A 26,037-nucleotide genomic window follows, 5' to 3' on the forward strand; every position below is an offset into this window, starting at 1 on the left:
TTGCGGTTGCTCCTGCACTTGCCATTGAAGCCACAAGCAACACCAACCAGCAGGAACGACGACCTGACATCGGCTCGTTGAAAAGCACCTCCCGCCCACGCGGAAACGACGCACTCCCCCGTCTCTCTTCCCGGCCAACGCCACAGACATGAATACCATCGCATCGTCCCCAGCACTGCCCGGCACGCGCGACTCGCGCGATGCCCGCAACGACCGCCTGTTCCGCTGGGTCCTGGTCGCCACCGTCGTCCTGGTGCTGACCGCGCTGGCCTGCGCCGCCCTGTCGATGCTGTGGGGCGGCCGCCATGCCCTGCAGGAGCAGGGCCTGAGCTTTTTCTATTCGTCCGACTGGAATCCGGTCGAGAACAGGTTCGGCGCGCTGGCGCCGATCTACGGCACCCTGGTCACCGCGCTGATCGCGATGGTCATCGCGGTGCCGGTCAGCTTCGGCATCGCCTTCTTCCTGACCGAGGTGGCGCCGCGCTGGTTGCGCGGGCCGGTCGGCACCGCCATCGAGCTGCTGGCCGGCATCCCCTCGATCATCTACGGCATGTGGGGCCTGTTCGTGCTGGTGCCGGTGATGACCGAGTACGTCACCCCGTGGCTCAACGACCACCTGGGCACGCTGCCGGTGGTCGGCGCGCTGTTCCAGGGCCCGCCGCTGGGCATCGGCATGCTCACCGCCGGCTTCGTGCTGGCGATCATGGTGATCCCGTTCATCTCCTCGGTGATGCGCGAGGTGTTCCTGACCGTGCCGACGCGGCTGAAGGAATCGGCCTACGCGCTCGGTTCCACCAAGTGGGAGGTGAGCTGGGACATCGTCCTGCCCTATACCCGCTCGGCGGTGATCGGCGGCATCTTCCTCGGCCTGGGCCGCGCCCTGGGCGAGACCATGGCGGTGGCCTTCGTGATCGGCAACAGCGTGCGCCTGTCGCCGTCGCTGCTGGAACCGGGCACCACCATCGCCGCGCTGATCGCCAACGACTTCGGCGAGGCCACCGAGACCTACCGCTCGGCGCTGCTGCTGCTCGGCTTCGTGCTGTTCATCGTCACCTTCGTGGTGCTCGCCATCGCCCGCCTGATGCTGATGCGCCTGTCCCGCAAGGAGGGCAACTGATGTCCGCCGCCATTTCCGACAAGCTGTACCTGCGCCGCCGTGTCGTCAACGTCGTCGCCCTGCTGCTGTCCTGCGCCACCGCGCTGTTCGGCCTGTTCTTCCTGGGCTGGATCCTGTGGACGCTGGCGGCCAAGGGCCTGGCCGGCATCAACCTGGACCTGTTCACCCGGATGACGCCGCCGCCGATGCAGCAAGGCGGCCTGGCCAACGCCTTCTTCGGCAGCGCGGTGATGTGCGCGCTGGCCATCGCCATCGGCACCCCGCTGGGCGTGGCCGCCGGCACCTGGCTGGCCGAATACGGCAATGCCCGCAAGGCCGGCACCGTGGTCCGCTTCGTCAACGACATCCTGCTGTCGGCGCCGTCGATCGTGCTCGGCCTGTTCGTCTACACCCTGTACGTGATGCAGACCGGCGGCCAGTTCTCGGCGTTCGCCGGTGCGCTGTCGCTGGCCTTCATCGTGCTGCCGGTGGTGGTGCGCACCACCGACGAGATGCTGCGGCTGGTGCCCTCGCAGATGCGCGAGGCGGCGCTGTCGCTGGGCATCCCGCAGTGGAAGGTGATCGTGCAGGTGCTGTACCGCAGCGCGGCAGCCGGCATCGTCACCGGCATCCTGCTGGCGCTGGCGCGCATCTCCGGCGAGACCGCGCCGCTGCTGTTCACCGCCTTCGGCAACCAGTACTGGAACAGCAACATCTTCCAGCCGATGGCCAGCGTGCCGGTGGTGATGAACCAGTTCGCCGGCAGCCCCTACGAATCCTGGCAGGTCCTGGCATGGGCCGGCGCCCTGGTACTGACCGTGTTCGTCCTGCTGGTAAGCCTCGCCGCCCGCGGCCTGCTGCTGCGCAACCGAATCTCCCATGACTGACCTTTCCGCGGACATCGCCATGAACGATCTTTCCAATGCCGTGCCGATGCAGCGCATCGCGGTGCCGGCCTCGCACGAGAACCTGCAGACCCCGGCGCCGGTCAAGCTCGCCGCGCGCGGGCTGGACTTCTACTACGACAAGTTCCTTGCGCTGAAGGGCATCAACCTCGAAATCCCCGAGAAGCGCGTGACCGCGCTGATCGGCCCCTCCGGCTGCGGCAAGTCGACCCTGCTGCGCATCTTCAACCGCATCTACGCGCTGTACCCCAAGCTGGAAGCGCGCGGCGAGGTGCTGCTGGACGGCGAGAACATCCTCTCGCCCAAGTACCCGATGAACCGGCTGCGCAGCAAGGTCGGCATGGTGTTCCAGAAGCCGGTACCGTTCCCGATGACCATCTTCGAGAACGTGGCCTACGGCATCCGCCACCACGAGAAGCTGTCCAAGAGCGAGATGAACGACCGCGTCGAGCACGCGCTGCGTCAGGGCGCGCTGTGGGACGAGGTGAAGGACAAGCTCAACCAGAGCGCGCTGGGCCTGTCCGGCGGCCAGCAGCAGCGCCTGTGCATCGCCCGCGCGGTGGCGCTCAAGCCCGACGTGCTGCTGCTGGACGAGCCGACCTCGGCGCTGGACCCGATCTCCACCAGCCGCATCGAGCAGCTGGTCGAGGAGCTCAAGCACGACTACACCATCGTCATCGTCACCCACAACATGCAGCAGGCCGCGCGCGTGTCCGACTACACCGCCTTCATGTACCTGGGCGACCTGATCGAGCACGACCGCACCGAGGTGATCTTCTCGCAGCCCAACAAGCAGCAGACCGAGGACTACATCACGGGCCGCTTCGGCTGAGGCCGAACCGCCGTGCCTGGTGATTCGTGACGGATGGCTTGCGGGAGCAACCGCCGGATCGCGCGCCACCCCACGCTTCTCCCCATCACGAATCACCCATCACGAATCACGGATCCGAGACCATGAACCTCCCCAACGACCACATCGTCAAGAGCTACGACGAAGAACAGCAGCGGCTGGTGGCCGAGATCGTGCGCATGGGCGAGATGTCCGTCGCCCAGCTGGACGCGGCGCTGGACGTGATCGAGCGCCGCGACGAGAACGCGGCGCGCCGCATCATCGCCAACGACGAGGCCATCGACGCGCTGGAACAGCAGATCAGCCACGACGTGATGCGGCTGGCGCTGCGCGGGCCGATGGCGCGTGACCTGCGCGAGATCCTCGCCGGGCTGCGCATCCCGTCGGACATCGAGCGCATCGGCGACTACGCCGCCAACGTCGCCAAGCGCTCCATCGCCCTGGCCGCGGTGCCGCCGCTGCCGCAGATCCAGGGGCTGCAGGCGCTGGGCCGGCTGGCCGCGCAGCAGGTCCGCCGCGCGATCGACGCCTACCGCGACAGCGACGCCGACGCCGCCCTCGCCCTGCGCGCGGACGACGCCCGCCTGGACGCGCAGTACACCGCGCTGTTCCGCGAGCTGCTGACCTACATGATGGAAGACCCGCGCAACATCACCCCGTGCACGCACCTGCTGTTCATGGCCAAGAACCTGGAGCGCGTGGGCGACCACGCCACCAACATCGCCGAGAACGTGTGGTTCCTGGTGCACGGCGAGCAGCCGCTGCCGCCACGCGAGAAGCGCGACGAGACCGGCACCACCACCTCGCCCTGAGCACGCCGCCCGGGACATGATGGCTCCCCGCCGGCTGCGGTCATCGCCCGGCGGCGACGATTTCCCCTGCCGCGGCGGTTTCCAGCGGATTCGTCGTCTGGGCGCGGGCCGCACCTGCCGTATCCCACGCCCGGCAACCCCGATGCAGGCGCACGGTGAATCCACGACGGCGTCCCGTCCCGGCACGACGGCGGCACGGCATCGGATAGCCGGCGGCACGGCATCGGATAGCCGGCGGCACGGCATCGGATAGCCGGCGCGCATTCATCCCTTGTCCGTCGTGCCGCACTCGACGGTACCGGGCAGCGATTGCGGGTTACCTGACAGGGCGACCGCCGACGGCGTCCACACGCGCGGGCGCCGGTCGAGCGCCGCGCCCAAGACGCCCCAGGACAGGCGCGGTATCGCCACTGACATCCTCCGAACATGCCCTGGGCTTAGAATCCGGGCACCGCGGGCCCGCCCGCATCGTCACGGAGCACGTCATGAACCCGTCCAGCAGGAAACCCGTCGCCATCGCCCTGGGCACCGCCCTCGCCGGCCTGACCCTTTCCGGGTCCGCGTTCGCCATGCAGCCGCTGGCCCAGGGCTACATGCTGTCGGCGCAGGATGCCCAGGCCACCGCCGCCAAGGCGCACGAGGGCAAATGCGGCGAAGGCAAGTGCGGCATGCAGAACGCCGACACCGACAAGGACGGCCGCATCTCGCAGGCCGAGTTCGACGCCGCCCATCCCGACAAGGCCGGCAAGTTCGCCCAGATCGACACCAACAAGGACGGCTACATCGACGCCGAGGAGCACAAGGCCCACCGTGCCGACAAGGCGAAGGACAAGGCCGGCGCCGGACACAAGGCCGGCGAGGGCAAGTGCGGCGAAGGCAAATGCGGCGGCATGGCCTGATCGCGAACCGCCGCGGCCCCCCCGCGCATCGCCTGCGCGGGGGCCACGGCCGGGATTCGACGGGACATCCCCGTGCGATGAGCGGCGATGAACCTGCCTGACGCCAGCGCCGGACTCGGCCTGCGGCGCGCCCTGCTGGGCGCGTTGCGGTCGGCGCCGCCCGGCGGTTTCGATTTCCTGGAATGCGCGCCGGACAACTGGATCGGCGTCGGCGGCAGGCTCGGCGAGGCGCTGGACGAACTGTCCGCGCGCCATCCGCTCACCTGCCACGGCCTGTCGCTGTCGCTGGGCGGCGTGGAACCGCTGGACGACACCTTCCTGGCCCGCACCCGCCGTTTCCTGGACCGGCACAAGGTGGCGCTGTACAGCGAGCACCTGAGCTACTGCACCGACGACGGCCACCTGTACGACCTGATGCCGCTCCCGTTCACCGGCGAGGCGGTGCGGCACGTGGCCGCGCGCATCGCCCGCGTGCAGGACGTGCTGGGGCGGCGCATCGCGGTGGAGAACGTGTCCTACTACGCCGCGCCCTGGCAGGCGATGGACGAGGTGGACTTCGTCAACGCGGTGCTGGAGGAAGCCGACTGCGACCTGCTGCTGGACGTCAACAACGTCTACGTCAACGCGATCAACCACGGCTACGACGCGCACGCGTTCCTGGCGCGGATGCCCGGCCGGCGCATCGCCTCGTACCACATCGCCGGCCACTACGACGAGGCCGACGACCTGAAGGTGGACACCCACGGCGCGCCGGTGAAGGAGACCGTGTGGGAGCTGCTGGCCGAGGCCTACCGCCTGCACGGCGTGCGCCCCACCCTGCTGGAGCGCGACTTCAACTTCCCGCCGCTGCACACCCTGCTGGCCGAGGTGCAACGCATCCGCGAGGCGCAGCACGAAGCGAGCGCGGACGCGCGCGACGATGCCACCCGGCATGGCTGACACCCTGCGCCGGCAGCAGTTCGCCCTGGCCCGGCACCTGCGCGACCCGGACGCATACCCGCCGCCGCCCGGGATCGAGGAGCGCCGGCTGCGGATCTACCGCGAGCTGTTCCTCAACAACATCGACAGCCTGCTGGCCGGCAACTTCCCGGTGATCCGCAGGACGCTCGACGACGATGCGTGGCGCACGCTGGTGCGCGACTTCCACGCGCGGCACCGCAGCCGCACGCCGCTGTTCCCCGAGATCGGGCGCGAGTTCATCCGCTTCCTGGAAAACCGCGCCGACCAGGGCAGCGACGATCCGCCCTGGCTGCTGGAACTGGCGCACTACGAATGGATCGAGCTGGCGCTGCAGCTGGCCGACGACGAGGTCCCCGCGCACGACCCGCATGGCGACCTGCTGGCCGGCGTGCCGCTGCCCTCGCCGTTCGCGCGGGCGCTGGCCTACCGCTGGCCGGTGCACCGGATCGGCCCCGGGTTCGCTCCGCAGGCGCCGCCCACCGCCCCCACCCTGATCCTGGCGCGGCGCGACGCCGCGGGCGAGGTGCGCTTCGCCGAAATCTCGCCGCTGGTGTACCGCCTGCTGGAACTGCTCGGCGATGCCGCCCCGCGCAGCGGCCGCCAGCGGCTGGAAGGCCTGGCGGCCGAATCCGGCACCACCGCCGACGACGGCTTCATCGCGCAGGGAACCGCGCTGCTGCTGCGCATGCGCGAGGAAGGCACGCTGCTGGGCACCCGTCCGCCCGGCGTGGCCGCCACCGCCCCGGGGCCGTCCCCGCGCTGACGTCGCGACCGTCGCAGGCCCGGCGCTCGCAAGGCTCCATGCCGGCGCCTTCCCACGCCGGCGGCACGCACCACCTTCAAGTCCCCACGGAGGCGTCCCGCAATGCGCGCGCATCCGGAAGCGCTGGCATCGCCTCGGCCCGCGGTCGGGCGCAAGCGCCGTCTGCTACCCTAGCGCGATGCCCGAAACCAGCGAAATCCAGACAACTTCCAGTTCCATCGTGCCGATGTCGCGACGTTTCCGTGGCTTCCTGCCGGTCGTGGTGGACGTGGAAACCGGCGGTTTCGACTGGAACCGCCATGCCCTGCTGGAAATCGCGGCGGTACCGATCGAGATGGACGAGAACGGCCTGCTCTACCCCGGCCAGACCAGCAGCGCCCACGTCATCCCGGCGCCCGGCACCGAGATCGACCCCAAGTCGCTGGAAGTGACCGGCATCGACATCGACCACCCGTTCCGGCTCGCCAAGCCCGAGCGCGAGGCGCTGGACCACGTGTTCGCGCCGGTGCGCGCGGCGGCGAAGAAGTACGGCTGCCAGCGCGCGATCCTGGTCGGCCACAACGCCCATTTCGACCTGAACTTCCTCAACGCCACCGTCGCCCGCGTCGGCCACAAGCGCAATCCGTTCCACCCCTTCAGCGTGTTCGACACCGTCACCCTGGCCGGCATCGCCTACGGCCAGACGGTGCTGGCGCGGGCGGTGCAGGCCGCCGGCTTCGACTGGGACGCCGAGGAGGCGCACAGCGCGGTGTACGACACCGAGCAGACCGCGCGCCTGTTCTGCAAGATCGCCAACGCCTGGCCGCGCGTCGAGAACTTCAACGCGCCGGCCCCCGCCCCCCGATAACCCGGTACGCCGTACCGGCGGCCGTGCCAGCGCCGCAGGGGGCCCCGTCGCGAAGCGCGCGGCCGGCATTTCCTGCACCCGATGACGGTGCCGCGCCGTCTCTCCGCCCGGCCCTCGTCCGGGAACATTCCCGGTTCTTCATCCATCCGCGGGGGAACCATTCCGGGGCCTGCCCCGGAAAGCTCGCGACTGACGTCGCTCCTACAATGCTTCCCCCACTGTAGGAGCGACGTCAGTCGCGACAGCGGATACGTCCCGGAGCCGGCTGGCCCAGTCGCGCAGACGATTCCCGACCGCCGTCCAGCGACTTCCGGCTGAATCGCCAGGCAGGTCGCCGTGCGCCCCGCACCTCTCGCTGTCATGGAGCCGCAGGAGCGACGGCAGCAACACCGCACCCACCCGATTCGAAGATTCCCTAGCCCAGGCAGGTCTGGTCGCGGCCTTCGCTCTTGGCCCGGTACAGCGCCCTGTCGGCGCGCTGGCACAGCAGCAGCGGCGTGCGGTCGCTGGCGTCGAGCTGCACCAGTCCGGCGCTGAACGTCACCCGCAGGCCCTCGATGCCGGCCCAGTTGCGCTGCGCGTGGAACAGGCTGCGCATCCGCGCGCACACCTGTTGCGCCTCCTCCAGCCGGGTGTCGTTGAGCAGCAGCGCGAACTCCTCGCCGCCCAGGCGCGCCGGCATGTCCGAATCGCGGCAACTGGCCGCCAGCAGCCGCGCCACCTCGCACAGCACCACATCGCCGATGCTGTGCGACCAGCTGTCGTTGACGTTCTTGAAGTGGTCGATGTCCAGCACCACCAGGCACAGCGGATGGCCGCTGCGCTGGGAACGGGCGAAATCGCGCGCCAGCACCTCGTCGAACGCGCGCCGGTTCGGCAGCCCGGTCAGCGGGTCCTCGTGCGCCTGCCGCTCGAACGCCTCGGCCTGCTCGCGCAGGCGCTCGGCCAGTTCGGTCTTTTCCTGGTTGGCAGCCAGCAATCGCTCGGCCTGCAGTTGCAGGTCGGCGGTGCGTTCGGCCACCTGCTGCGCCAGACGGATGTTGCTGGTCTTGTAGCGGTGGATCAGGTAGCGGTACAGCGCCACCAGCGCCAGCAGCAGCAACACGCCCGCCACCGCCTGCACGCTGCGCCGCTGCCACGGCAGCGGTTCGACGGTGAAGCGCCATCGCGCCTCGCTGTCGCTCCAGCGCCCGCCCGGATGCGCGGCGGACACGTGCAGGGTGTAGTCCCCGGGCGGCAGGCCGATGAACTCGACGCTGCGTTGCTGGCCGCGCTCGATCCAGTCGTTGTCCAGCCCTTCCAGCCGGGTGCGGTAGCGGATCCGTTCGGACATCAGGTAGCTCAGCCCGACATAGCTGACCGCCAGCCGGCGCCCGCCCGGCAGCGAGGTGCGGCCGCTCGCCTGCCACTGCACCGGCGCGCCGTCCAGCTGCACGTTCTCGATCACCGCCGGCGGCGGCAGGCGCTCGCGGAAGCGTTGCAGCCGCAGCGGATCGACCATGCTCAGGCCGCCGGCGGTCGCCACCCAGAAGCTGCCGTCGCGGCGCAGGATCGCCGACGGCCCGGTGCTGCCGTTGGCCTGGGAATTGTTCATCCCGTCGATCTCGTTGTAGCGCTCGACCGCAATCCGCGGGCTGCGGCCGTCGGCCACCTCGTTGAGCGCGGCCATCTCGGTGCGCAGCACGCCGCGGTTGCTGCTGATCCAGACATTGCCGATCCGGTCGGGCACCAGCTGGAACACGGTGTCCACCGGCATGCCCTGCTCCAGCCCCACCCGCGCCAGCTGCCCCTCCCGGTAGCGGTAGAGGCCGCGGTCGCTGCTGATCCACATCGCCTCGCCGACCTGCTGGAAACCGAAGACGCTGCGCCCGCCGCCCAGGCCATCCAGGTCCAGCCGCTGCACGTGGTCATCACGCAGCACCCGTACGCCTTCGATGGTGCCGATCCACAGGCCATCCTCGGCGCTGTGCAGCGCGGTGATCAGCCCCGACGGCATGCCCTCCACCGACGGCGTGCGCACGCCGTCGGCGCCTACCCGCACCACGCCGCGCTGGGTGCCGATCCACATGCCGTCGCCGGCGACGTCGGCGGCCATCGCCCGTACGTTGCCGCCCGGCAGGCCGTCGGCCTCGCCGTAGTGGCGGATGCGGTCGGCGCCGTCCACCTTGAACACGCCGTCGCCGAAGGTACCGGCCCACACGTTGCCGTCGCGGTCCTGCGCCAGGCTGAGCACCGACGGCGACTTGCCCACCCGGTTGTGCAGCGCGACCGGTGCGATGCGGCCATCGGCCTCCATCCGGTCCAGCCCGCTGGCACTGCCCACCCACAGCCGGCCACGGCGGTCCTCCAGCACCGTGCGCACGTAGTCGCCGCTCAGCCCGTCCTGCACGGTGTAGCTGCTGAACAGGGTCTCACGCAGCCGGTACAGGCCGCCGTTGGCGCCGACCCAGATGCTGCCCTCGGCATCCTGGTGCAGGCTGACGATGCGCCCGCCCGGCAACGACAGGCCCGAGGGCAGGCGCTCGATGCCATGGCTGCCGATCCGCAGCAGCCCCTGGTTCTCGGTGCCCAGCCACAGGTCGCCGTGGCGGTCCTGCAGCATCGAGGTCAGGTGCACCTGCCCCGGCACCCGGTGGCGGAGCACCGGCCGGTCGTCCTGCATCCGGTAGATGCTCTCGCCGGCCACGATCCACAGCACCCCGTCCGCGGCGCGGTACGGCCACACCAGCCCGCGCGGGAGGCCATAGCTTTCCGGCACGCGCCGCAGCACGCCGTCGGTATCGCGGACCACCAGCCCGTCCAGGGTGCCCACCCACACCCGGTCCTGGGCATCAACCGCCATCTGCGTGAAGCTCATCGCCATCGGCACGTCGGCCGGCGGCGGGGTGTACTCGAAGCCGCCTTCCGGGGTGAAGCTGCCCAGGCCCTTGCCTTCGAACAGCAGCCAAAGCCGGCCGTGGCTGTCCATCTGCATGGCCTGGACCAGCACCTGCGGCGCCGGCGGCTGCCGCGGCCATTGCTGCCACCCGCCCTCGGCCGAACGCCGCAGCACGTTGCCGCGCGAGTCGCTGATCCACAGCGCGCCCTGGCGGTCCACATGCAGCGCGCCGATGCCGTTGTCGAGCAGGCCCGGCCGGGAACTGCGGTCGTACACGGTGAAGTCCAGGCCGTTGTAGCGCACCAGCCCTTCCCAGGTGGCGAACCACAGGTGGCCCTCCGGGGTCTGCGCGATGTCGCGCAGCGAGTTGTGCGGCAGGCCATTGCGCGAGGTCCACATGTCGATGGCGTAGTCGCGCAGCGGCGGGGCGCCCTCCGCGGCCGCCTGCAGCGGCCACAGGCACAGCCACGCCAGCAGCAGGCGCATGGCCAGCATCGCGGTTACCGGCATCGAACGCCCGCGCCGCGGCGCCGTATCCGGGCAGGCCACCGGCGGCCTCCGGCAGGCGGAGGCCGACTTCGGCCCCGGCAGGCGATCTCCGTCGGTGGAAGCGGGCAACAGGTCCGTTGTCATGGGCGGCGGATCGGCGGGATGCGGCAATGGTAAGGCGCAATCGCCCCTCAGCGCTGGCCGCCGCCCCATTGCGGATGCTCCCAGCTCACCACCGCTTCCAGCCCGCCGTCGGGATGGTTGCGCAGGCTCAGGCTGGCGCCGTCCTTTTCCGCCAGCGCGCGGGCGATGGTCAGCCCCAAGCCGGCCCCGCCGGTCTCGCGCGAGCGCGAGGTCTCCAGCCGCAGGAACGGGTCGAACACCGCCTCCAGTTCGTCCTCGGCCAGCCCCGGGCCGCTGTCGCGCACCCTGACCGTCACGCCGCCGTCCTGCGCCTCGGCCGACACCCGCGCCGAGTGGCCGTACTTGAGCGCGTTGTCCACCAGGTTGGAGAACAGCCGGTGCATCGCCAGCGGCCGCAGCATCAGCACCGCGCCGCAGCCCTGCTCGAAGCGCGCCTCGGCGCCGGCCTCGACCGCGTCCTCGACCACGCTCTCCAGCAGCGAATCCAGGTCCAGCGCCGCACGCTGCTCGGCGCTTTCGGCGCTGCGCGCCAGCTCCAGGCCTTCGCGGATCAGCGCCTGCATCGCCGCCAGGTCGCCGATCAGGCGCTCGCGCAGCGCCTCGTCGGGCACGTTCTCCAGCCGCAGCCGCAGCCGCGTCACCGGCGTCTGCAGGTCGTGGGTGATCGCCGCCAGCATCTGCGTGCGCTCGCCCAGGTGCCGCTGCAGGCGCTTCTGCATCGCGTTGAAGGCCTCGGCGGCACGGCGCACCTCCAGCGGGCCGGTAACCGGCAGCGGTGCGCGCTGCAGGTCCTGGCCCAGCTCGGCGGCGGCCGCGGCCAGCCGCTGCAGCGGCGCGCTGGCGATGCGCGCCACCACGTAGGCCAGCACCGCGATCGCCAGCGCCAGCAGCGACAGGAACAGCGGGTCGAACGCCTGCGCGCTGTCGCGCGCCACCGCCGGCGACTCGAACGCCAGCTGCAACGGCGTACCGTCGCTCAGTTGCAGGCTGACCAGCCGGCAGCGCGGCGGGATGAAGGAGCGGTCGTGTTCGTGGACGCGGCGGCGCGCATCCGTCCCACTCGGCCGCGGCACGAAATCCGGCAGCTTCGGCAGGCACGAACGGTAGCTGGTGGCATGCACCTGCGCGCCGGCCACCGGTCCGGAGCGCTGCGCCAGCAATGCGGCCAGGGCGGTATCGGCCTCGCCCACCCGCGGCTGCGCCGGCGCCAGCCGCACGTTCGGGCCACCGACCCTCAACAGCCGCTCGCGCAGTTCGGGGTTGTCGTCCAGCAGGTTCACGTAGCCCTGCAGGCGGTCGGCGCTGCGCACCAGGTTCTGCCGCTCGAACTCCTGCTGGCGCTTGGCGTTGGCCACCAGCGTCGCGCCCACCGCGGCCACGCTCATGCCCAGCAGCAGGATCACGAACAGGCGCCCGGCCATCGACGCCAGGAACAGCCGCAGCCGGGTCATTCCAGCGCCACCGCGCTGGCGAACACGTAGCCTTCGTTGCGCACGGTCTTGATCAGGCCGCCGGCCTCGCCCAGCTTCTGCCGCAGGCGGCTGACCTGCAGGTCGATCGCGCGGTCCTGCGCCTCGTAGTTGCGGCCGCTGCTCAGCGACACCAGCTGTTCGCGCGAGAGCACCTTGTTGGCATGCGCCGCGAATACCCGCAGCAGCCGGAACTCGGCCCCGGACAACACCACCACGCGCCCGTCCGGATCGACCAGGTGGCGGTGCTCCAGGTCGAAGGTCCAGCCCGAGAAGCGCGCGCGGCGCATCGCCAGCGGCTCCAGGTTGGCCGGCAGCGCCTCGGTCCGGCGCAGCACGTTGCGGATGCGCGCCAGCAGTTCGCGCGGCTCGAACGGCTTGGCCAGGTAGTCGTCGGCGCCCATCTCCAGCCCCAGCACGCGGTCGATCGGTTCGCTGCGCGCGGTGAGCATGATCACCGGCGTGGCCGAACGCGCGCGCAGGTCGCGGCACAGGGTCAGGCCGTCCTCGCGCGGCAGGTTGAGGTCGAGCACGATCAGGTCGATGTGCTCGCGCTCCAGCACCCGGCGCATTTCGCTGCCGTCGCCGGCGGTGCTGACCTGGTAGCCGGCGCGCCCCAGCTGCTCGGCCAGCAGCGTGCGGATGTCGATGTCGTCGTCGACCACCAACAGGCGGTGCATGGTCTGGATTTCCGTCATGGCTGAATGATCCATCGTATCCGATCGCCCTGCGCGCCCCCTCCTGCGTCGCAAGGTATCGACCACCGCCACCGACACATTGCGACACAATCGGCCAGTCGTCCGATACAGGCCGACACACGCCGTGCATTGAGCCGTGCGCGGCAACTGCCCACACTGAACGCATCGCCGCCGTCGCGGCCAGCCATGAGTCGACCCCAACGTGAAGCTCCCAATGCCCAGGACCCGGCGCGGCCGCATCCTCCTCGCCGCCGCCATCGTGCTGCTGATCGCCGGTATCGCGGCGTGGACGCTGCGCAAGCCCGCCGCTCCGCCCCTGGCGACCTCGCCGGTGACGCGCGGCGACCTGGAGCAGACCGTCGATGCCACCGGCGTGATCGATGCCTACAAGCTGGTCAGCGTCGGTGCGCAGGCCTCGGGCCAGATCAAGTCGTTGAGGGTGCAACTGGGCGACGTGGTCAAGGAGGGCGACCTGATCGCCGAGATCGACTCCACCACCCAGCAGAACAGCCTGCAGAACGCAGAGGCGGCGCTGGAGAACATCCGCGCCCAGCGCGCGGTGCAGCAGGCCACGCTGCGCGAGGCCGAGCTGGCGTTCCAGCGGCAGAAGCAGATGCTGGCCGAAGAAGCCACCTCGCGCGCGGAGTACGAGGGCGCCGAAGCCAAGCTGGCCACCTCGCAGGCGCAGGTGCGCGCGCTCGACGCACAGATCAAGCAGCGCGAGACCGAGCTGGGCACCGCCCGCGCCAACCTGGGCTACACCCGCATCACCGCGCCGATCGACGGCACCGTGGTCGCGGTGGTGGCCGAGGAAGGCCGCACCGTCAACGCCAACCAGTCGGCGCCGACCATCGTCAAGCTGGCGCGGCTGGACCTGGTCACCGTCAACGCCGAGATCTCCGAAGCCGACGTGGTCAAGGTCAAGCCCGGCATGCCGGTGTACTTCACCATCCTCGGCCAGCCCGACCGCAAGTACCACGCCACCCTGCGCACGGTGAACCCGGCGCCGTCCTCCATCGCCAGCGAGAGCACCACCAGCACTTCCTCGTCCAGCTCCAGCACCGCGGTCTACTACAACGCCCTGTTCGACGTGGAGAATCCCGACGGCACCCTGCGCATCGACATGACCGCGCAGGTCTCGGTACTGCTGTCGCAGGCCAAGGACGCGCTGCTGATCCCGGCCGTGGCGCTGGGTGCGAAGATCCCCGCCCGCGGCGAACGCCCCGCCGGCCAGAGCCGTGGCGCAGGTGCCGGACAGGCCGGCGGCGACGGCAGCCGCCCGGCCCGCACGCGCCCGGCCAGCGACGACGGCGCCTCCACCGCTGCGGCCACCGCCGAGGAAAGCGGCGACTGGTACATGGTGCGGGTGGTCGGCAAGGACGGACAGCCGGAACCGCGCCGGATCCGGACCGGCCTCAACAACGGCAGCAGCGTCGAAGTGCTCGAGGGCCTGGCCGAAAGCGACCGGGTCGTGGTCGGCGAGGTGACCGCCGCCGAGCGCGCCGCCGCGGCCGCGCGCGGCAACCGCAGCCCGATGGCGCCGATGATGGGCGGGCCGCGTCGATGAGCATCCCCCTGCTGCGGGTACGCGACCTGCGTCGCGAGTTCCCCGCCGGCGAGGAGACCATCGCCGTGCTCAAGGACATCAACCTGGACATCGCCGCCGGCGAGATGGTCGCCATCGTCGGCCAGTCCGGTTCGGGCAAGTCGACGCTGATGAACATCCTCGGCTGCCTGGACCGGCCCACCACCGGCAGCTACCAGGTGGCCGGCCGCGAGACCGGGAAGATGGAACCGGACGAGCTGGCCGAGCTGCGGCGCGAGCACTTCGGCTTCATCTTCCAGCGCTACCACCTGCTCGGCGACCTGGACGCGCGCGGCAACGTCGAGGTGCCGGCGATCTACGCCGGCGTGCCCGGCGACAAGCGCAACGCCCGCGCCGAACACCTGCTCGAGCGGCTGGGACTGTCCGACCGCATGGGCCACAAGCCCGGGCAGCTGTCCGGCGGCCAGCAGCAGCGCGTGTCCATCGCCCGCGCGCTGATGAACGGCGGCGAGGTGATCCTGGCCGACGAGCCCACCGGCGCGCTGGACACCCACTCCGGCGAGGAAGTGATGAAGATCCTCGGCGAGCTGCATGCCGAGGGCCACACCATCATCATCGTCACCCACGACATGCAGGTGGCCGAGCACGCCCAGCGCATCATCGAGATCCGCGACGGCGAGATCATCGCCGACCGCCGCAACGAAGCCGCGCCCAGCCATCGCGGCGAACGCCGGGCGGCGCCGCTCAAGCCCGGCGGCAACGCCTTCCAGGCCGCGCGCGACCGCTTCTTCGAATCGTTCCGGATGGCCCTGCTGGCGATGAACGCGCACCGCCTGCGCACCTTCCTGACCATGCTCGGCATCATCATCGGCATCGCCTCGGTGGTGTCGGTGGTGGCGATGGGCAACGGTTCGCAGCAGCAGATCCTGCAGAACATCAGCGCGCTGGGCACCAACACCATCGACGTCTACCCCGGCCGCGGCTTCGGCGACATGCGCTCGGGCCGGGTGCAGACGCTCAAGGCCAGCGACGCCGAGGCGCTGGCGCAGCAGAGCTACGTCGACAGCGCCACCCCCAACGTCTCCACCTCGGTGACCGCGCGGGTCGGCAACAAGGCCGCCAGCGCCCAGGTCAGCGGCGTCGGCGAGCAGTACTTCCGGGTCAAGGGCGTGTCGCTGGTGTCCGGGCGCTTCTTCGAGGCCGACGAGGTCAAGTCGCTGGCCCAGGTGGCGCTGATCGACGAGAACACCCGCACCCAGCTGTTCGGCCGCGACGACCCGCTGGGCCAGGTGGTGCTGCTGGGCAACGTGCCGGTGCGCGTGGTCGGCGTGGCCAAGCGCCAGACCATGGGCATGGGCAGCAGCACCAACCTGACCGTGTGGGCGCCGCACACCACGGTGATGTCGCGCATGCTCGGGCAGAGCCACATCTCCGGCATCACCGTGCGGGTCAAGGACGACACGCCGATGGCCGCGGCGCAGTCGGCGATCACCCGGCTGCTGCTGATGCGCCACGGCACCGAGGACTTCTTCCTCAACAACACCGCCGAGATCCGCGAGACCATCGAGTCGACCACCAAGACCATGACCCTGCTGATCGGCGCCATCGCCGCCATCGCGCTGGTGGTGGGCGGCATCGGGGTGATGAACATCATGCTGGTGTCGGTGACCGAGCGTACCCGCGAGATCGGCGTGCGCATGGCCGTGGGCGCGCGCCAGAGCGACATCCGCCAGCAGTTCCTGATCGAGGCGGTGCTGGTGTGCCTGCTCGGCGGCATCCTCGGCATCCTGCTCGCGCTGGCCGTGGGCTGGGCGTTCAAGACCTTCGGCGGCAGCTTCACCCTGCTGTTCTCCACCGCGTCCATCGTGGCCGCATTTGCCTGTTCAACCCTGATCGGCGTCGCGTTCGGCTTCCTGCCGGCGCGCAACGCCGCGCAACTCGATCCCGTGGAGGCGCTGGCGCGCGAATGAAGAAGATCCCGAGCAATTTGCGTCCCCTGCTGCTGTCCTGCGCGCTGGCCGCCGTGGTGGCCGGCTGCGCCACCCCCGGCGCCTCGCCGGTGGCCGACCTGCGCGTCCCGGCCCAGTACGGGCGCGGCGACGCCGTGGCCAACGCCCCGGTGGAACGCATCGACACCGAAGTCACCGCCCCGGCCGGCGACGTGCTCGCCGACAGCTGGTGGCGCGGCTTCGGCGACGCCCGCCTGGATGCGCTGGTCGAGCGCACGCTGGAGGTCAACACTGACCTGGCCGCCGCCGGCCTGCGCCTGCAGCGCGCCCGCGCGCAGGCCGGGCTGGCCTCGGCCGAACTGTGGCCGCAGGCCTCCGGCTCGGTCGGCGCCAGCGGCAGCCGCGCCATCGACAGCAGCGACGACTGGTCGCGCAACCACAGCGCCAGCGTCTCGCTGGGCTGGGAAATCGACCTGTGGGGCAAGCTGCGCACCCAGCGCGACATCGCCCGCTGGGAGGCCGATGCCACCGCGCAGGACCTGCAGAACACCCAGCTGCTGCTGATCGGCCAGGCCTGCGAGCTGTACTGGCAGCTGGGCTACCTCAACCTGTCCATCGCCACCGGCGAGGCCAACCTCGAACGCCTGCAGCGCACCGCCACGCTGGTGCAGGCACAGTTCGACGCCGGCGCGGTGTCGCGGCTGGAAGTGCGCCAGGCGCAGCAGAACATCGAAAGCCAGCGCGCCGCCCAGGCCCAGCTCGAACAGCAGCGGGTGGAAGCGCGCAACGCCCTGACCGTGCTGCTCGATGGCCAGCCCTGGCCGGCCGACGGGGAACCGCAGGGGCTGGACGGCTTCGTGCATCCGGCGGTGAGCGAGGGCCTGCCGGCCGAACTGCTGGCGCGCCGCCCCGACCTGCGCGCGGCCGAACTGCGGCTGCGGCAGTCGCTGGCCAACATCAAGGTCACCGCCACCAGCTACTACCCCAGCCTGAGCCTGACCGGTTCGGTGGGCAGCTCCAGTCCGTCGCTGGGCGACGTGCTGCGCAACCCGGTGGCCAGCCTCGGCGCCGGCCTGAGCCTGCCGTTCCTGCGCTTCCGGCAGATGCAGCTGAACATCGACTCGGCCGACCTGTCCTACCAGATCGCCGCCAACGAGTTCCGCAAGACGCTCTACACCGCGCTGGCCGAGGTGGACAACGCGCTGTCCGCGCGCCAGCGCCTGGCCGAACAGGTGGAGGCCGCCGAGCGTTCGCACGCCGAGGCGGTGGAGATCGAGCGCCTGTACGAAGTGCGCTACCGCGCCGGCGCCACCGACCTGCGCAACTGGCTGGACGCGCAGCAGACCCGGCGCAACGCCGAGCTGTCGCTGGCCCAGGCCCGGCGCAGCCAGCTGGGCAACGACGTCACCCTGGTCAAGGCGCTGGGCGGCGGGGCCGGCTGAGCCGGACTTGTGGCGACAGAAGGCGCTTCACCCATCCGCGGAAGCGCCCTTCCGGATCGATCGTCGCCCCTTTGGCGAGGGTCGCGACTGACGTCGCTCCTACAACGTCTTCCCGCGGTTGTAGGAGCGACGTCAGTCGCGACGGGGACTTCCCGGCAATGCCCCGTCGCGACTGACGTCGCTCCTACAAGGGCATCTGGGCGCTAGAGATTCTTCAACCGCTCGATCGCCGCGTCCAGCGTGGCCTCGTTCTTGGCGAAGCACAGCCGCACCAGGCGCTGGCCGCCCGGCGCGGTTTCGTAGAACGGCGACAGCGGGATCGCCGCCACGCCCTTCTCCACCGTCAGCCACTTCACGAACTCGTGGTCGGGCAGGTCGCTGATCGCCGAGTAGTCCACCAGCTGGAAATAGCCGCCCGGCACCGGCAGCGGCTTCAGGCGGGTGGCCAGCAGCTGCTCGCGGAAGCGGTCGCGCTTGGCCTGGTAGAACGCGCCCAACTGCTCGTGGTGCTCCGGCTCGTCGCGGATCATCGCCGCGAACGCATACTGCGCCGGGCCGAAGCTGGTGAAGGTGTTGTACTGGTGGACCTTGCGGAACTCGGCGCTCATCGCCGGCGGCGCGATCGCGTAGCCGATCTTCCAGCCGGTGCAGTGGTAGGTCTTGCCGAAGCTGGAGATCACGAACGCGCGCTCGCGCAGTTCCGGGTAGCGCAGCGCCGATTCGTGGCGGCGGCCGTCGTAGATGATGTGCTCGTAGACCTCGTCGGAGATCAGGTAGATGCCGGTGCCGCGCAGCACGTCGGCCAGCGCCCGCATGTCGGCCTCGTCCAGCATCGCGCCGGACGGGTTGTGCGGGGTGTTGACCATCAGCAGCCGGGTCCTGGGCGTGATCGCCGCGCGCACCCGGTCCCAGTCCACCGCGAAGGTCTGCGGGTCCAGCGGCACGTGCACCGCGCGCGCGCCGGCCAGGTCGATCGCCGGCTCGTAGCAGTCGTAGGCCGGGTCGAGCACGATCACTTCCTCGCCGGCCCGCACCACCGCGTGGATGGCGTTGAAGATCGCCTCGGTGGCGCCACTGGTGACGGTGATCTCGCTGTCCGGGTCGACCTGCGCGCCGTAGCAGTCCAGCGCCTTGCGCGCGATCGCCTGGCGCAGCGGCGCCACGCCGGTCATCGGCGGGTACTGGTTGAGGCCTTCGGCCATGGCCTTGCCGGCGGCGTCGAGCAGCCGCTGCGGCGCCGGGAAATCGGGGAAACCCTGCCCCAGGTTGACCGCGCCGTGCTCGGCGGCGAGTTGCGACATCACGGTGAAGATGGTGGTACCGACCTTGGGCAGCTTGGTTTGCGGTTGCATGGACACGGGCGTCGGGGAAAAACGCGAGTGTACGCAATGCCGCCGGGCAGGCGGCGACGGCCGGCGCAAAACAGCGTTCCCGACCGCGCCGCATGCCGGCGCGGGCCGATACAATCGCGGGCCATCCCGCATCGCATGGCGACCGCGCCCTTGAACCTTCCCCCGTTGCTGGCCGCCCATGGCCTCGGCTTCACCCGCAACGACGAGCCGGTGTTCGGCCCGCTCGACTTCCACGTCGATGCCGGCGAGGCGTTGCTGGTGCAGGGCGGCAACGGCGTGGGCAAGACCACCCTGCTGCGGGTGCTGGCCGGGCTGCTGCATGCCGAGCGTGGCGAGGTGCGGCTGGACGGCAAGCCGGCCGGCCGCCACGACCGTACCCGCTTCCTCGCCTACCTGGGCCATCTGGCGGCGCTCAAGCACGACCTGGATGCGCTGGAGAACCTGCAGTTCCTGTGCGCCCTGCACGGTCGCCGCGCGCGCCAGATGCCGGCCGACGCGTTGGCCATCGTCGGCCTGGCCGGCTACGAGGACACGCCGGTGCGGCAATTGTCGGCCGGGCAGAAGAAGCGGCTCTCGCTGGCCCGGATCTGGCTGTCGCCGGCCCCGGTGTGGCTGCTGGACGAGCCCTACGCCAATCTCGACCTGGAGGGCATCAACCTGGTCAACCGCATGATTTCGGCCCATCTGCGCGGCGGCGGCGCCGCGCTGGTCACCACCCATGGCGCCTATGCCGCGCCGCCGGTGCGCACGCGGGTGCTGCTGCTGGGGGACGAAGCATGACCGCGACCGTCGCTCCGCCCACCCTGCTGCAGGCGGCCCGGGCACTGGTCGCCCGCGACCTGCGGCTGGTGTGGCGGCGCCGCGGCGATGCGCTGCAGCCGCTGCTGTTCGCGGTACTGGTGGTGGTGCTGTTCGCCCTCGCCCTGGGCCGCGATCCCCAGGCCCTGGCCGGCGTGGCCGCGGCGGTGCTGTGGCTGGCGGTGCTGCTGGCCGGGCAGCTGTCGCTGGATTCGCTGTTCCGTGGCGATGCCGAGGACGGCTCGCTGGAACAATGGCTGCTGGCGCCGGTGCCGCTGGCCTGGCTGGTGCTGGTGCGGGTGCTGGTGCACTGGAGCACCACCGCGTTGCCGCTGATCGTCGCCACCCCGCTGCTGGCCGAATTGCTGCATCTGCCGCGTGACCAGTTGCCGGTGTTGCTGGCATCGTTGCTGCTCGGTACACCGTTGCTCAGCCTGCTTGGCGGCGTGGTGGCGGCGCTGACGGTGGGGATCAGACGCTCTGGTATTCTCGTCGCGCTGCTTGCATTGCCGTTGTATGTCCCGGTATTGGTGTTCGGCGCAGGAAGCGTCGCCGCCACGGTCCGGGGGCAGGATCCGGTGGGGGCGTTGCTGATGCTGGGAGCGGGACTGGTGGCCAGCCTGGTGCTGGCCCCGCTGGCCACCGCCGCGGCGATCCGCATCTCCCTGAGCTGACCACGGGGTCGAGTTCGCCCGCCCGCACACACGCTAGCCCGAGTACGAATGAATCCCATCGTCCGCTGGTTCCACCAACTCGGTTCTCCCCCCGGCTTCGATCGCTTTGCCGCACGCTGGTCCTTCTGGTGCTACCTGGCCGCACTGCCGCTGCTGGGCCTGGGGCTTTGGCAGGCGTTGTTCGTGGTGCCGGCCGACTACCAGCAGGGCGACAGTTTCCGCATCCTCTACATCCATGTGCCCAGCGCCTGGATGAGCCTGTTCGTGTTCGCCCTGATGGCCCTGTATTCGGCCATCGCGCTGATCTGGCGCATCAAGCTGTGCGAGAGCCTGGCCATGGCCTGCGCGCCGATCGGCTTCAGCTTCACCCTGATCACGCTGCTGACCGGCAGCATCTGGGGCAAGCCGATGTGGGGCACCTGGTGGGACTGGGATCCCCGCCTGACCACCGAACTGCTGCTGCTGTTCCTGTACCTGGGAGTGATGGGCCTGTACTACGCCATCGACGACCGCCGCAACGGCGCCCGCGCCGCCGGCCTGCTCGCCATCGTCGGCGTCGTGCTGCTGCCGATAATCCGCTATTCGGTGGAATGGTGGGACACCCTGCACCAGGGCCAGACCATCCGCCTGTTCGGCTCCTCCAGCATGGACGCCAGCATGATGCTGCCGTTGTGGCTGCTGGTGGCGGCCACCAAGTTCTGGTTCGCCGGCTCGCTGCTGCTGCGCGCACGCGTCGACAACCTGCGGCGCGAATCGGGCAAGGCCTGGGTGGCGGAACTTCTGCAGGCGCGGGAACGGGGGGAGCGCTCTTGAGCTATCTGGGATACGTGGTTGCCGCCTATGCGGTGTTCGTGGCGGTCCTGCTGCTGGACCTGCTCGAGGTGCGCTGGCTGCTGTGGCGCGCATTGCACCTGGCGAAGCAGCGCCACCAGCGCCAACAGGCCCAGCAGGCGCGCCGGTCGCGGACGCAGGCCGACACGGAGCTGCTGCGATGAACCCGACCCGGCGCCGCCGGCTGCTGCTGGTACTGCTGCTGCTGCTGGCCTCGGGCCTGACCACCACGCTGGTGGCGATGGCGCTGCAGCGCAACCTGGCCTACCTGTACACCCCGGCCGAGGTGCTGCGCGGCGAAGCCGGCGAACATGCCCGCTTCCGCCTGGGCGGCATGGTCGAGAAGGGCTCGTTCGAACGTGCGCCCGGGTCGCTGGAGGCGCGTTTCCGGGTGACCGACGGCGATGCGCAGCTGGCGGTCAGCTACTCGAAGATGCTGCCCGACCTGTTCCGCGAGGGCCAGGCGGTGGTGGCCACCGGCAGCATGGTCGATGGCGTATTCGTGGCCGACGAGGTGCTGGCCAAGCACGACGAGACCTACATGCCCAAGGAAGTGGCCGACAAGATGGGCATCGCCCACCAGAAGCACGACGTGGCGGTGCCGGCCGCCGGGGACGCACCCTAGGTGCTGCCGGAACTGGGGCAAGTACTGCTGATCCTGGCGCTGCTGGTGTCGTTGCTGCAGGCGCTGCTGCCGCTGGCCGGCGCCCAGCGCGGCAATAACGGCTGGATGGCGCTGGCGCGGCCGGCGGCCTTCGCCCAACTGGCGCTGCTGGCCGGCGCGTTCGCGCTGCTCACTCATGCCTTCGTGGTGCAGGACTTCTCGGTGCGCTACGTCGCCGAGAACTCCAATTCGCTGTTGCCGCTGCTGTACCGCTACTCGGCGGTATGGGGCGCGCACGAAGGCTCGCTGCTGCTGTGGGCGCTGGTGCTGGCGCTGTGGACCGGCGCGGTGGCCGCCTGCTCGCGCGCCCTGCCGCTGCCGGTGCAGGCGCGGGTGCTGGGCACCCTGGCGATCGTCAGCGTCGGCTTTCTCGCCTTCCTGATCTTCACCTCCAATCCGTTCGCGCGGCTGCTGCCGGCGCCGCTGGAGGGCCGCGACCTCAACCCGCTGCTGCAGGACCCGGGGCTGATCATCCACCCGCCGCTGCTCTACCTGGGCTATGTCGGCTTCGCGGTGCCGTTCGCCTTCGCCATCGCCGCGCTGCTGGAAGGCCGCATCGACGCCCGCTGGCTGCGCTGGACGCGGCCCTGGACCAACATCGCCTGGGGCTTCCTGACCATCGGCATCGCGCTGGGCAGCTGGTGGGCCTACTACGAACTGGGCTGGGGCGGCTGGTGGTTCTGGGACCCGGTGGAGAACGCCAGCTTCATGCCGTGGCTGGCCGGCGCGGCGCTGATCCACTCGCAGGCGGTGACCGAGAAGCGCGGCAGCTTCGGCGGCTGGACCCTGCTGCTGGCCATCGCCGCGTTCGCGCTGTCGCTGCTGGGGACGTTCCTGGTGCGCTCGGGGGTGCTGACCAGCGTGCACTCGTTCGCCGCCGATCCCTCGCGCGGCATGTTCATCCTGGTGTTCCTGGCGCTGGTGGTCGGCGGTTCGCTGCTGCTGTATGCGCTGCGCGCGCCGGCGTTGGCCGCGGCCGGCGGCGATCCGCGCCGCGGCTTTGCCGCCAGCTCGCGCGAGACCCTGCTGTTGCTCAACAACCTGCTGCTGGCCTGCGCCTGCGCGATGATCCTGCTCGGCACCCTGTACCCGTTGCTGGCCGACGCGCTGGGGCTGGGCAAGATCTCGGTCGGCCCGCCCTATTTCGGCACCCTGTTCCTGCTGCTGATGGTGCCGCTGGTGGCGCTGGTGCCGTTCGGTCCGTTGACCAAATGGCAGCGCGAACAGCCCTCGCGGCCGCTGGCGCTGCTGCTGCCATGGGCGGCGCTGGCGCTGGTCGCGGGCGCCATCGGCTTCTTCACGGCGCCACAGGGTGCATGGAAGACCGCGCTGGGCGTGGCCGGCGCGGCCTGGGTGGCGCTGGGCACGGCGCGCTTCGTCTGGTCCCGGCTGCGCGGCAACGGCCGCTTCACCGCCGAGATGCTGGGCATGGTGCTGGCCCATGGCGGCGTCGCCGTGTTCCTGGCCGGCGCCTTGCTGGTGGAAGCGCTGAACGTGCAGCGCGAAGTGGCGCTGGCGCCGGGACAGTCGCTGCAGCTGGGCCGGCACGAATTCCGCTTCGAGGGCGTGGACCACCAGCAGGGCCCGAACTACGTCGCCGACCGCGGCCACGTGCGGGTGCTGCGCGACGACCGCGAAGTGGCGCTGCTGCACCCGGAAAAGCGCCAGTACGCCAGCGGCGGCCAGGTGATGACCGAGGCCGGCATCCATCCGCGGCTGTCCGGCGACTTGTACGTGGCGCTGGGCGAACCGCTGGGCAATGATGCCTGGGCGCTGCGCGTGCACATCAAGCCTTTCGTACGCTGGATATGGCTGGGCGCGCTGCTGATGGCGCTGGGCGGCTTCGTCACCGCCGCCGACCGCCGTTTCCGCCGTCCGCCGGAGAACCGCAATGCCTGAACGACCGTCCGCCCCCCCTGCCCGCATCCCGCCGGTGGCCATCGTCATCGGCGTGCTGTTCTTCTTCGGCCTGCTCGGGCTGATGGTGTACGGGGTGATGCGCTCGGGCCAGCCCGACCGCGACGTGCTGCCTTCGGCGCTGATCGGCAAGCCGGCGCCGGCGTTCGCCCTGCCGGTGCTGCACGACGCCGCGTACGTCGTGCGCAACGAGGACCTGCGCGGTGCCCCCTACGTGCTCAACGTCTGGGGCAGCTGGTGCCCGGCCTGCCGCGAGGAACACCCGGTGCTGACCCGCTTCGCGCTGAGCAAGCGGGTGCGGGTGATCGGCTACAACTGGAAGGACGAGCCGGCCGACGCCCTGCGCTGGCTGGAACAGCTGGGCAATCCCTACATGATGGTGATGGCCGACTACGAAGGCCGTACCGCGATCGACTGGGGCATCACCGCCGCACCGGAAACCTTCCTGATCGACGCCAGCGGCATCGTGCGCTGGAAACACAGCGGCGCACTGACCCAGGCGGTGATCGACCAGCAGTTGCTGCCGGCGCTGGAACAGGCCGAAAGCGCCGCCACCGCCCCCGGCGACCTGCTGCAGGCCACCCAATGACAGCGCGCTGGCTGTTGTTGCCGCTGCTGCTGTGGCTGGCGATGGCGGCGACCGCGCAGCCGGCCGGCGACCCCGCGCCGCTGCAGTACCGCGACGCCGCCGAGGAAGCGCGCTTCCACGCATTGGCCGCCGAGCTGCGCTGCGTGCAGTGCCAGAACCAGTCGCTGGCCGACTCCAATGCGCAGATCGCCCACGACCTGCGCCGCGAGGTACTGGCGCTGATGCAGCAGGGCCACAGCGACGCGCAGATCAAACAGTTCCTGGTGGAACGCTACGGCGAATTCGTGCTGTATCGCCCGCAGCTGCAATCGGGCACCTGGCTGCTGTGGTTCGGCCCGGGCCTGCTGCTGGTCGCCGGCGCCGTGGTCCTGGCGCTGGTGGTGCGCCGTCGCAGCCAGCAGTTGCCCCCGCTGGACAAGGAAGAGGACGAACAGGAATGGTGAGCGCATTCCCCCTGCTGGCTGCCGCGCTGGGCGCCGCGGTCGCTGCCGCGGTGGCATGGCCGCTGTGGCGCGCCGGCGCGCGCGCCGGCTTCGTCGCCAGCGTGCTGGCAGTGGCGCTGGCCACGCCCGCGCTCTACCTGTGGGTGGGCGCGCCGGCCGCACTGGAACCGCAGGCGCGCAACGCTCCGCGCGACCTGGACGAAGGCATCGCGCGGTTGCAGGAGGCGCTGCGCCAGGACCCGCAGCGCGCAGACGGCTGGGCACTGCTGGGCCGTTCGCAGCTGGAGCTGGGCCGCAACGCGGAAGCCACCGCCGCCTATGCGCAGGCGGTGAAGCTGGCCCCGGACGAACCGACGCTGCTGGTCGAAGCCGCCCAGGCCCGCGCCCAGGCCGACCCGCAACGCCGCTTCGACGACCAGGCCTTGGCCTGGCTGGAACATGCACGCGCGCTTTCGCCCGATGCCGAGCGCGCCAGCTGGCTGGTCGGCATCGCCCAGCGCCAGCGCGGCCAGGACGCGGAGGCGGCACGCACCTGGGAAACGCTGCTGCCGCGCATCGACCCGGCCGCGGCCGGCGCGCTGCGCGAGCAGATCGACATCGCCCGCCAGGCCGCCGGCCTGCCGCCGCTGGCGGACGAAGCGACAACCGCTGCGGCCGCGACCCTGACCGTCAAGGTCGCGCTGCAACCGGATTTCGCCGAGCGCGTGCGCCTGCGCGGCGACGCCAGCGTGTTCGTGATCGCGCGCATTCCCGGCGGCCCGCCGATGCCGGTCGCGGTCGAGAAGCACACGCTGCAGGACCTGCCGTTGACGGTCGTGCTGGACGACGGCGACAGCCCGATGCCGACGCAGAAGCTCTCGGCGCTGGCGGAAGTGGAAGTGCTGGCGCGGCTGTCGGCCAGCGGCAACGCCATGCCGCAGGAAGGCGACCTGGCCTCGAAGCCGGTGCGCGTGCGCCTGCCCGCCGAGGCGCCGGTGGAACTGTGGATCGGCCCGCCGTGAACCGGCCGGGATGCAGCGTGC

Annotated in this window: 24 protein-coding genes; 20 read left to right on the top strand and 4 right to left on the bottom strand. The window is 70.7% G+C overall.

Going from position 1 to position 26,037, the window contains the following annotated elements; genetic code table 11:
* Nucleotides 1–148: 148 nt before the first annotated feature.
* From pstC to rnt, 8 genes are all read left to right on the top strand, one after another.
* Nucleotides 149–1,117 (top strand): phosphate ABC transporter permease subunit PstC, encoded by a 969-nt coding sequence (gene pstC / locus OK345_RS00445; protein ID WP_265125212.1) that lies wholly within the window; start codon nucleotides 149–151, stop codon nucleotides 1,115–1,117.
* Entirely contained in the window at nucleotides 1,117–1,983 is an 867-nt protein-coding gene (pstA, locus tag OK345_RS00450; protein WP_265154743.1) for a phosphate ABC transporter permease PstA, read from the top strand. The genes pstC and pstA overlap by 1 nt, the downstream gene beginning before the upstream one ends.
* Before the next feature lie 19 nt (nucleotides 1,984–2,002).
* Nucleotides 2,003–2,833, top strand: coding sequence for a phosphate ABC transporter ATP-binding protein PstB (pstB, locus tag OK345_RS00455; protein WP_265126237.1), 831 nt, complete (start codon nucleotides 2,003–2,005; stop codon nucleotides 2,831–2,833).
* Between the two features lie 122 nt (nucleotides 2,834–2,955).
* Complete coding sequence (gene phoU / locus OK345_RS00460) at nucleotides 2,956–3,663, top strand: phosphate signaling complex protein PhoU (RefSeq protein ID WP_265125214.1); 708 nt, start codon at nucleotides 2,956–2,958, stop codon at nucleotides 3,661–3,663.
* Nucleotides 3,664–4,148: 485 nt separating this feature from the next.
* Nucleotides 4,149–4,562 (top strand): HvfA family oxazolone/thioamide-modified RiPP metallophore, encoded by a 414-nt coding sequence (locus OK345_RS00465; RefSeq protein ID WP_265125216.1) that lies wholly within the window; start codon nucleotides 4,149–4,151, stop codon nucleotides 4,560–4,562.
* An 87-nt stretch (nucleotides 4,563–4,649) separates the two neighbouring features.
* On the top strand, nucleotides 4,650–5,501 hold the full coding sequence (locus OK345_RS00470) for an HvfB family MNIO-type RiPP peptide maturase (RefSeq protein ID WP_265125218.1): 852 nt from the start codon (nucleotides 4,650–4,652) through the stop codon (nucleotides 5,499–5,501).
* On the top strand, nucleotides 5,494–6,285 hold the full coding sequence (locus OK345_RS00475; RefSeq protein WP_265125220.1) for an HvfC family RiPP maturation protein: 792 nt from the start codon (nucleotides 5,494–5,496) through the stop codon (nucleotides 6,283–6,285). The genes OK345_RS00470 and OK345_RS00475 overlap by 8 nt, the downstream gene beginning before the upstream one ends.
* Nucleotides 6,286–6,463: 178 nt before the next feature.
* Nucleotides 6,464–7,132 carry a ribonuclease T gene (rnt, locus tag OK345_RS00480; protein WP_265125223.1) on the top strand — a complete coding sequence of 223 codons (669 nt, stop codon included), beginning with the start codon at nucleotides 6,464–6,466 and terminating at the stop codon, nucleotides 7,130–7,132.
* Between the two features lie 415 nt (nucleotides 7,133–7,547).
* Here the strand turns inward: rnt and OK345_RS00485 are convergent, their stop codons facing one another.
* The 3 genes from OK345_RS00485 to OK345_RS00495 all read right to left on the bottom strand — a co-directional run bounded on the left by OK345_RS00485 (nucleotide 7,548) and on the right by OK345_RS00495 (nucleotide 12,792).
* Nucleotides 7,548–10,496, bottom strand: a complete 2,949-nt coding sequence (locus OK345_RS00485) for a two-component regulator propeller domain-containing protein (RefSeq protein ID WP_425510940.1) — start codon at nucleotides 10,494–10,496, stop codon at nucleotides 7,548–7,550.
* Between the two features lie 194 nt (nucleotides 10,497–10,690).
* Nucleotides 10,691–12,094 carry an ATP-binding protein gene (locus OK345_RS00490; RefSeq protein ID WP_265125227.1) on the bottom strand — a complete coding sequence of 468 codons (1,404 nt, stop codon included), beginning with the start codon at nucleotides 12,092–12,094 and terminating at the stop codon, nucleotides 10,691–10,693.
* On the bottom strand, nucleotides 12,091–12,792 hold the full coding sequence (locus OK345_RS00495; RefSeq protein ID WP_265126238.1) for a response regulator: 702 nt from the start codon (nucleotides 12,790–12,792) through the stop codon (nucleotides 12,091–12,093). The genes OK345_RS00490 and OK345_RS00495 overlap by 4 nt, the downstream gene beginning before the upstream one ends.
* Before the next feature lie 232 nt (nucleotides 12,793–13,024).
* On the opposite strand from OK345_RS00495, the gene OK345_RS00500 reads away from it, so the two are divergent.
* Genes OK345_RS00500 through OK345_RS00510 form a run of 3 tightly spaced genes read left to right on the top strand, consistent with a single transcriptional unit; the run spans nucleotide 13,025 to nucleotide 17,747 of the window.
* Entirely contained in the window at nucleotides 13,025–14,377 is a 1,353-nt protein-coding gene (locus OK345_RS00500) for an efflux RND transporter periplasmic adaptor subunit (RefSeq protein ID WP_265125229.1), read from the top strand.
* Nucleotides 14,374–16,326 carry a MacB family efflux pump subunit gene (locus OK345_RS00505; protein ID WP_265125231.1) on the top strand — a complete coding sequence of 651 codons (1,953 nt, stop codon included), beginning with the start codon at nucleotides 14,374–14,376 and terminating at the stop codon, nucleotides 16,324–16,326. The genes OK345_RS00500 and OK345_RS00505 overlap by 4 nt, the downstream gene beginning before the upstream one ends.
* On the top strand, nucleotides 16,323–17,747 hold the full coding sequence (locus OK345_RS00510; protein ID WP_265125233.1) for an efflux transporter outer membrane subunit: 1,425 nt from the start codon (nucleotides 16,323–16,325) through the stop codon (nucleotides 17,745–17,747). The genes OK345_RS00505 and OK345_RS00510 overlap by 4 nt, the downstream gene beginning before the upstream one ends.
* Before the next feature lie 203 nt (nucleotides 17,748–17,950).
* Here OK345_RS00510 and OK345_RS00515 read toward each other — a convergent pair whose 3' ends face one another.
* A complete protein-coding gene (locus tag OK345_RS00515) occupies nucleotides 17,951–19,099 on the bottom strand; it encodes a pyridoxal phosphate-dependent aminotransferase (RefSeq protein WP_265125235.1) in 1,149 nt (382 codons plus the stop codon).
* A gap of 135 nt (nucleotides 19,100–19,234) precedes the next feature.
* Between OK345_RS00515 and ccmA the strand changes: the two genes are divergently transcribed.
* The 9 genes from ccmA to OK345_RS00560 are packed head-to-tail and all read left to right on the top strand — an operon-like array spanning nucleotide 19,235 to nucleotide 26,016.
* Nucleotides 19,235–19,879, top strand: a complete 645-nt coding sequence (ccmA, locus tag OK345_RS00520) for a heme ABC exporter ATP-binding protein CcmA (protein WP_265125237.1) — start codon at nucleotides 19,235–19,237, stop codon at nucleotides 19,877–19,879.
* Nucleotides 19,876–20,571 (top strand): heme exporter protein CcmB, encoded by a 696-nt coding sequence (gene ccmB / locus OK345_RS00525; protein ID WP_265125239.1) that lies wholly within the window; start codon nucleotides 19,876–19,878, stop codon nucleotides 20,569–20,571. The genes ccmA and ccmB overlap by 4 nt, the downstream gene beginning before the upstream one ends.
* 48 nt (nucleotides 20,572–20,619) lie before the next feature.
* Nucleotides 20,620–21,384 carry a heme ABC transporter permease CcmC gene (gene ccmC / locus OK345_RS00530; RefSeq protein ID WP_265125241.1) on the top strand — a complete coding sequence of 255 codons (765 nt, stop codon included), beginning with the start codon at nucleotides 20,620–20,622 and terminating at the stop codon, nucleotides 21,382–21,384.
* A complete protein-coding gene (locus tag OK345_RS00535) occupies nucleotides 21,381–21,566 on the top strand; it encodes a heme exporter protein CcmD (RefSeq protein WP_265125243.1) in 186 nt (61 codons plus the stop codon). Before ccmC ends, OK345_RS00535 begins: the two co-directional genes overlap by 4 nt.
* Nucleotides 21,563–22,027 carry a cytochrome c maturation protein CcmE gene (gene ccmE, locus OK345_RS00540; RefSeq protein ID WP_265125245.1) on the top strand — a complete coding sequence of 155 codons (465 nt, stop codon included), beginning with the start codon at nucleotides 21,563–21,565 and terminating at the stop codon, nucleotides 22,025–22,027. Before OK345_RS00535 ends, ccmE begins: the two co-directional genes overlap by 4 nt.
* Complete coding sequence (locus OK345_RS00545; protein WP_265125247.1) at nucleotides 22,028–23,965, top strand: heme lyase CcmF/NrfE family subunit; 1,938 nt, start codon at nucleotides 22,028–22,030, stop codon at nucleotides 23,963–23,965. It begins immediately after the preceding gene.
* Nucleotides 23,958–24,572 (top strand): DsbE family thiol:disulfide interchange protein, encoded by a 615-nt coding sequence (locus OK345_RS00550; RefSeq protein ID WP_265125250.1) that lies wholly within the window; start codon nucleotides 23,958–23,960, stop codon nucleotides 24,570–24,572. Before OK345_RS00545 ends, OK345_RS00550 begins: the two co-directional genes overlap by 8 nt.
* Nucleotides 24,569–25,015 carry a cytochrome c-type biogenesis protein gene (locus OK345_RS00555; RefSeq protein WP_265125252.1) on the top strand — a complete coding sequence of 149 codons (447 nt, stop codon included), beginning with the start codon at nucleotides 24,569–24,571 and terminating at the stop codon, nucleotides 25,013–25,015. Before OK345_RS00550 ends, OK345_RS00555 begins: the two co-directional genes overlap by 4 nt.
* Nucleotides 25,009–26,016 (top strand): tetratricopeptide repeat protein, encoded by a 1,008-nt coding sequence (locus tag OK345_RS00560; RefSeq protein ID WP_265125254.1) that lies wholly within the window; start codon nucleotides 25,009–25,011, stop codon nucleotides 26,014–26,016. Before OK345_RS00555 ends, OK345_RS00560 begins: the two co-directional genes overlap by 7 nt.
* Nucleotides 26,017–26,037 lie beyond the last annotated feature (21 nt).

This window comes from Xanthomonas chitinilytica (genome assembly GCF_026107455.2).
GTDB classification, from domain to species: domain Bacteria; phylum Pseudomonadota; class Gammaproteobacteria; order Xanthomonadales; family Xanthomonadaceae; genus Stenotrophomonas; species Stenotrophomonas chitinilytica.

Coding starts and splice junctions, on each gene's coding strand:
- pstC (WP_265125212.1), top strand. CDS start 149: ATGAATACCATCGCATCGTCCCCAGCACTGCCCGGCACGCGCGACTCG.
- pstA (WP_265154743.1), top strand. CDS start 1,117: ATGTCCGCCGCCATTTCCGACAAGCTGTACCTGCGCCGCCGTGTCGTC.
- pstB (WP_265126237.1), top strand. CDS start 2,003: ATGAACGATCTTTCCAATGCCGTGCCGATGCAGCGCATCGCGGTGCCG.
- phoU (WP_265125214.1), top strand. CDS start 2,956: ATGAACCTCCCCAACGACCACATCGTCAAGAGCTACGACGAAGAACAG.
- OK345_RS00465 (WP_265125216.1), top strand. CDS start 4,149: ATGAACCCGTCCAGCAGGAAACCCGTCGCCATCGCCCTGGGCACCGCC.
- OK345_RS00470 (WP_265125218.1), top strand. CDS start 4,650: ATGAACCTGCCTGACGCCAGCGCCGGACTCGGCCTGCGGCGCGCCCTG.
- OK345_RS00475 (WP_265125220.1), top strand. CDS start 5,494: ATGGCTGACACCCTGCGCCGGCAGCAGTTCGCCCTGGCCCGGCACCTG.
- rnt (WP_265125223.1), top strand. CDS start 6,464: ATGCCCGAAACCAGCGAAATCCAGACAACTTCCAGTTCCATCGTGCCG.
- OK345_RS00485 (WP_425510940.1), bottom strand. CDS start 10,496: ATGCGCCTGCTGCTGGCGTGGCTGTGCCTGTGGCCGCTGCAGGCGGCC.
- OK345_RS00490 (WP_265125227.1), bottom strand. CDS start 12,094: ATGACCCGGCTGCGGCTGTTCCTGGCGTCGATGGCCGGGCGCCTGTTC.
- OK345_RS00495 (WP_265126238.1), bottom strand. CDS start 12,792: ATGCACCGCCTGTTGGTGGTCGACGACGACATCGACATCCGCACGCTG.
- OK345_RS00500 (WP_265125229.1), top strand. CDS start 13,025: ATGCCCAGGACCCGGCGCGGCCGCATCCTCCTCGCCGCCGCCATCGTG.
- OK345_RS00505 (WP_265125231.1), top strand. CDS start 14,374: ATGAGCATCCCCCTGCTGCGGGTACGCGACCTGCGTCGCGAGTTCCCC.
- OK345_RS00510 (WP_265125233.1), top strand. CDS start 16,323: ATGAAGAAGATCCCGAGCAATTTGCGTCCCCTGCTGCTGTCCTGCGCG.
- OK345_RS00515 (WP_265125235.1), bottom strand. CDS start 19,099: ATGCAACCGCAAACCAAGCTGCCCAAGGTCGGTACCACCATCTTCACC.
- ccmA (WP_265125237.1), top strand. CDS start 19,235: ATGGCGACCGCGCCCTTGAACCTTCCCCCGTTGCTGGCCGCCCATGGC.
- ccmB (WP_265125239.1), top strand. CDS start 19,876: ATGACCGCGACCGTCGCTCCGCCCACCCTGCTGCAGGCGGCCCGGGCA.
- ccmC (WP_265125241.1), top strand. CDS start 20,620: ATGAATCCCATCGTCCGCTGGTTCCACCAACTCGGTTCTCCCCCCGGC.
- ccmE (WP_265125245.1), top strand. CDS start 21,563: ATGAACCCGACCCGGCGCCGCCGGCTGCTGCTGGTACTGCTGCTGCTG.
- OK345_RS00550 (WP_265125250.1), top strand. CDS start 23,958: ATGCCTGAACGACCGTCCGCCCCCCCTGCCCGCATCCCGCCGGTGGCC.
- OK345_RS00555 (WP_265125252.1), top strand. CDS start 24,569: ATGACAGCGCGCTGGCTGTTGTTGCCGCTGCTGCTGTGGCTGGCGATG.
- OK345_RS00560 (WP_265125254.1), top strand. CDS start 25,009: ATGGTGAGCGCATTCCCCCTGCTGGCTGCCGCGCTGGGCGCCGCGGTC.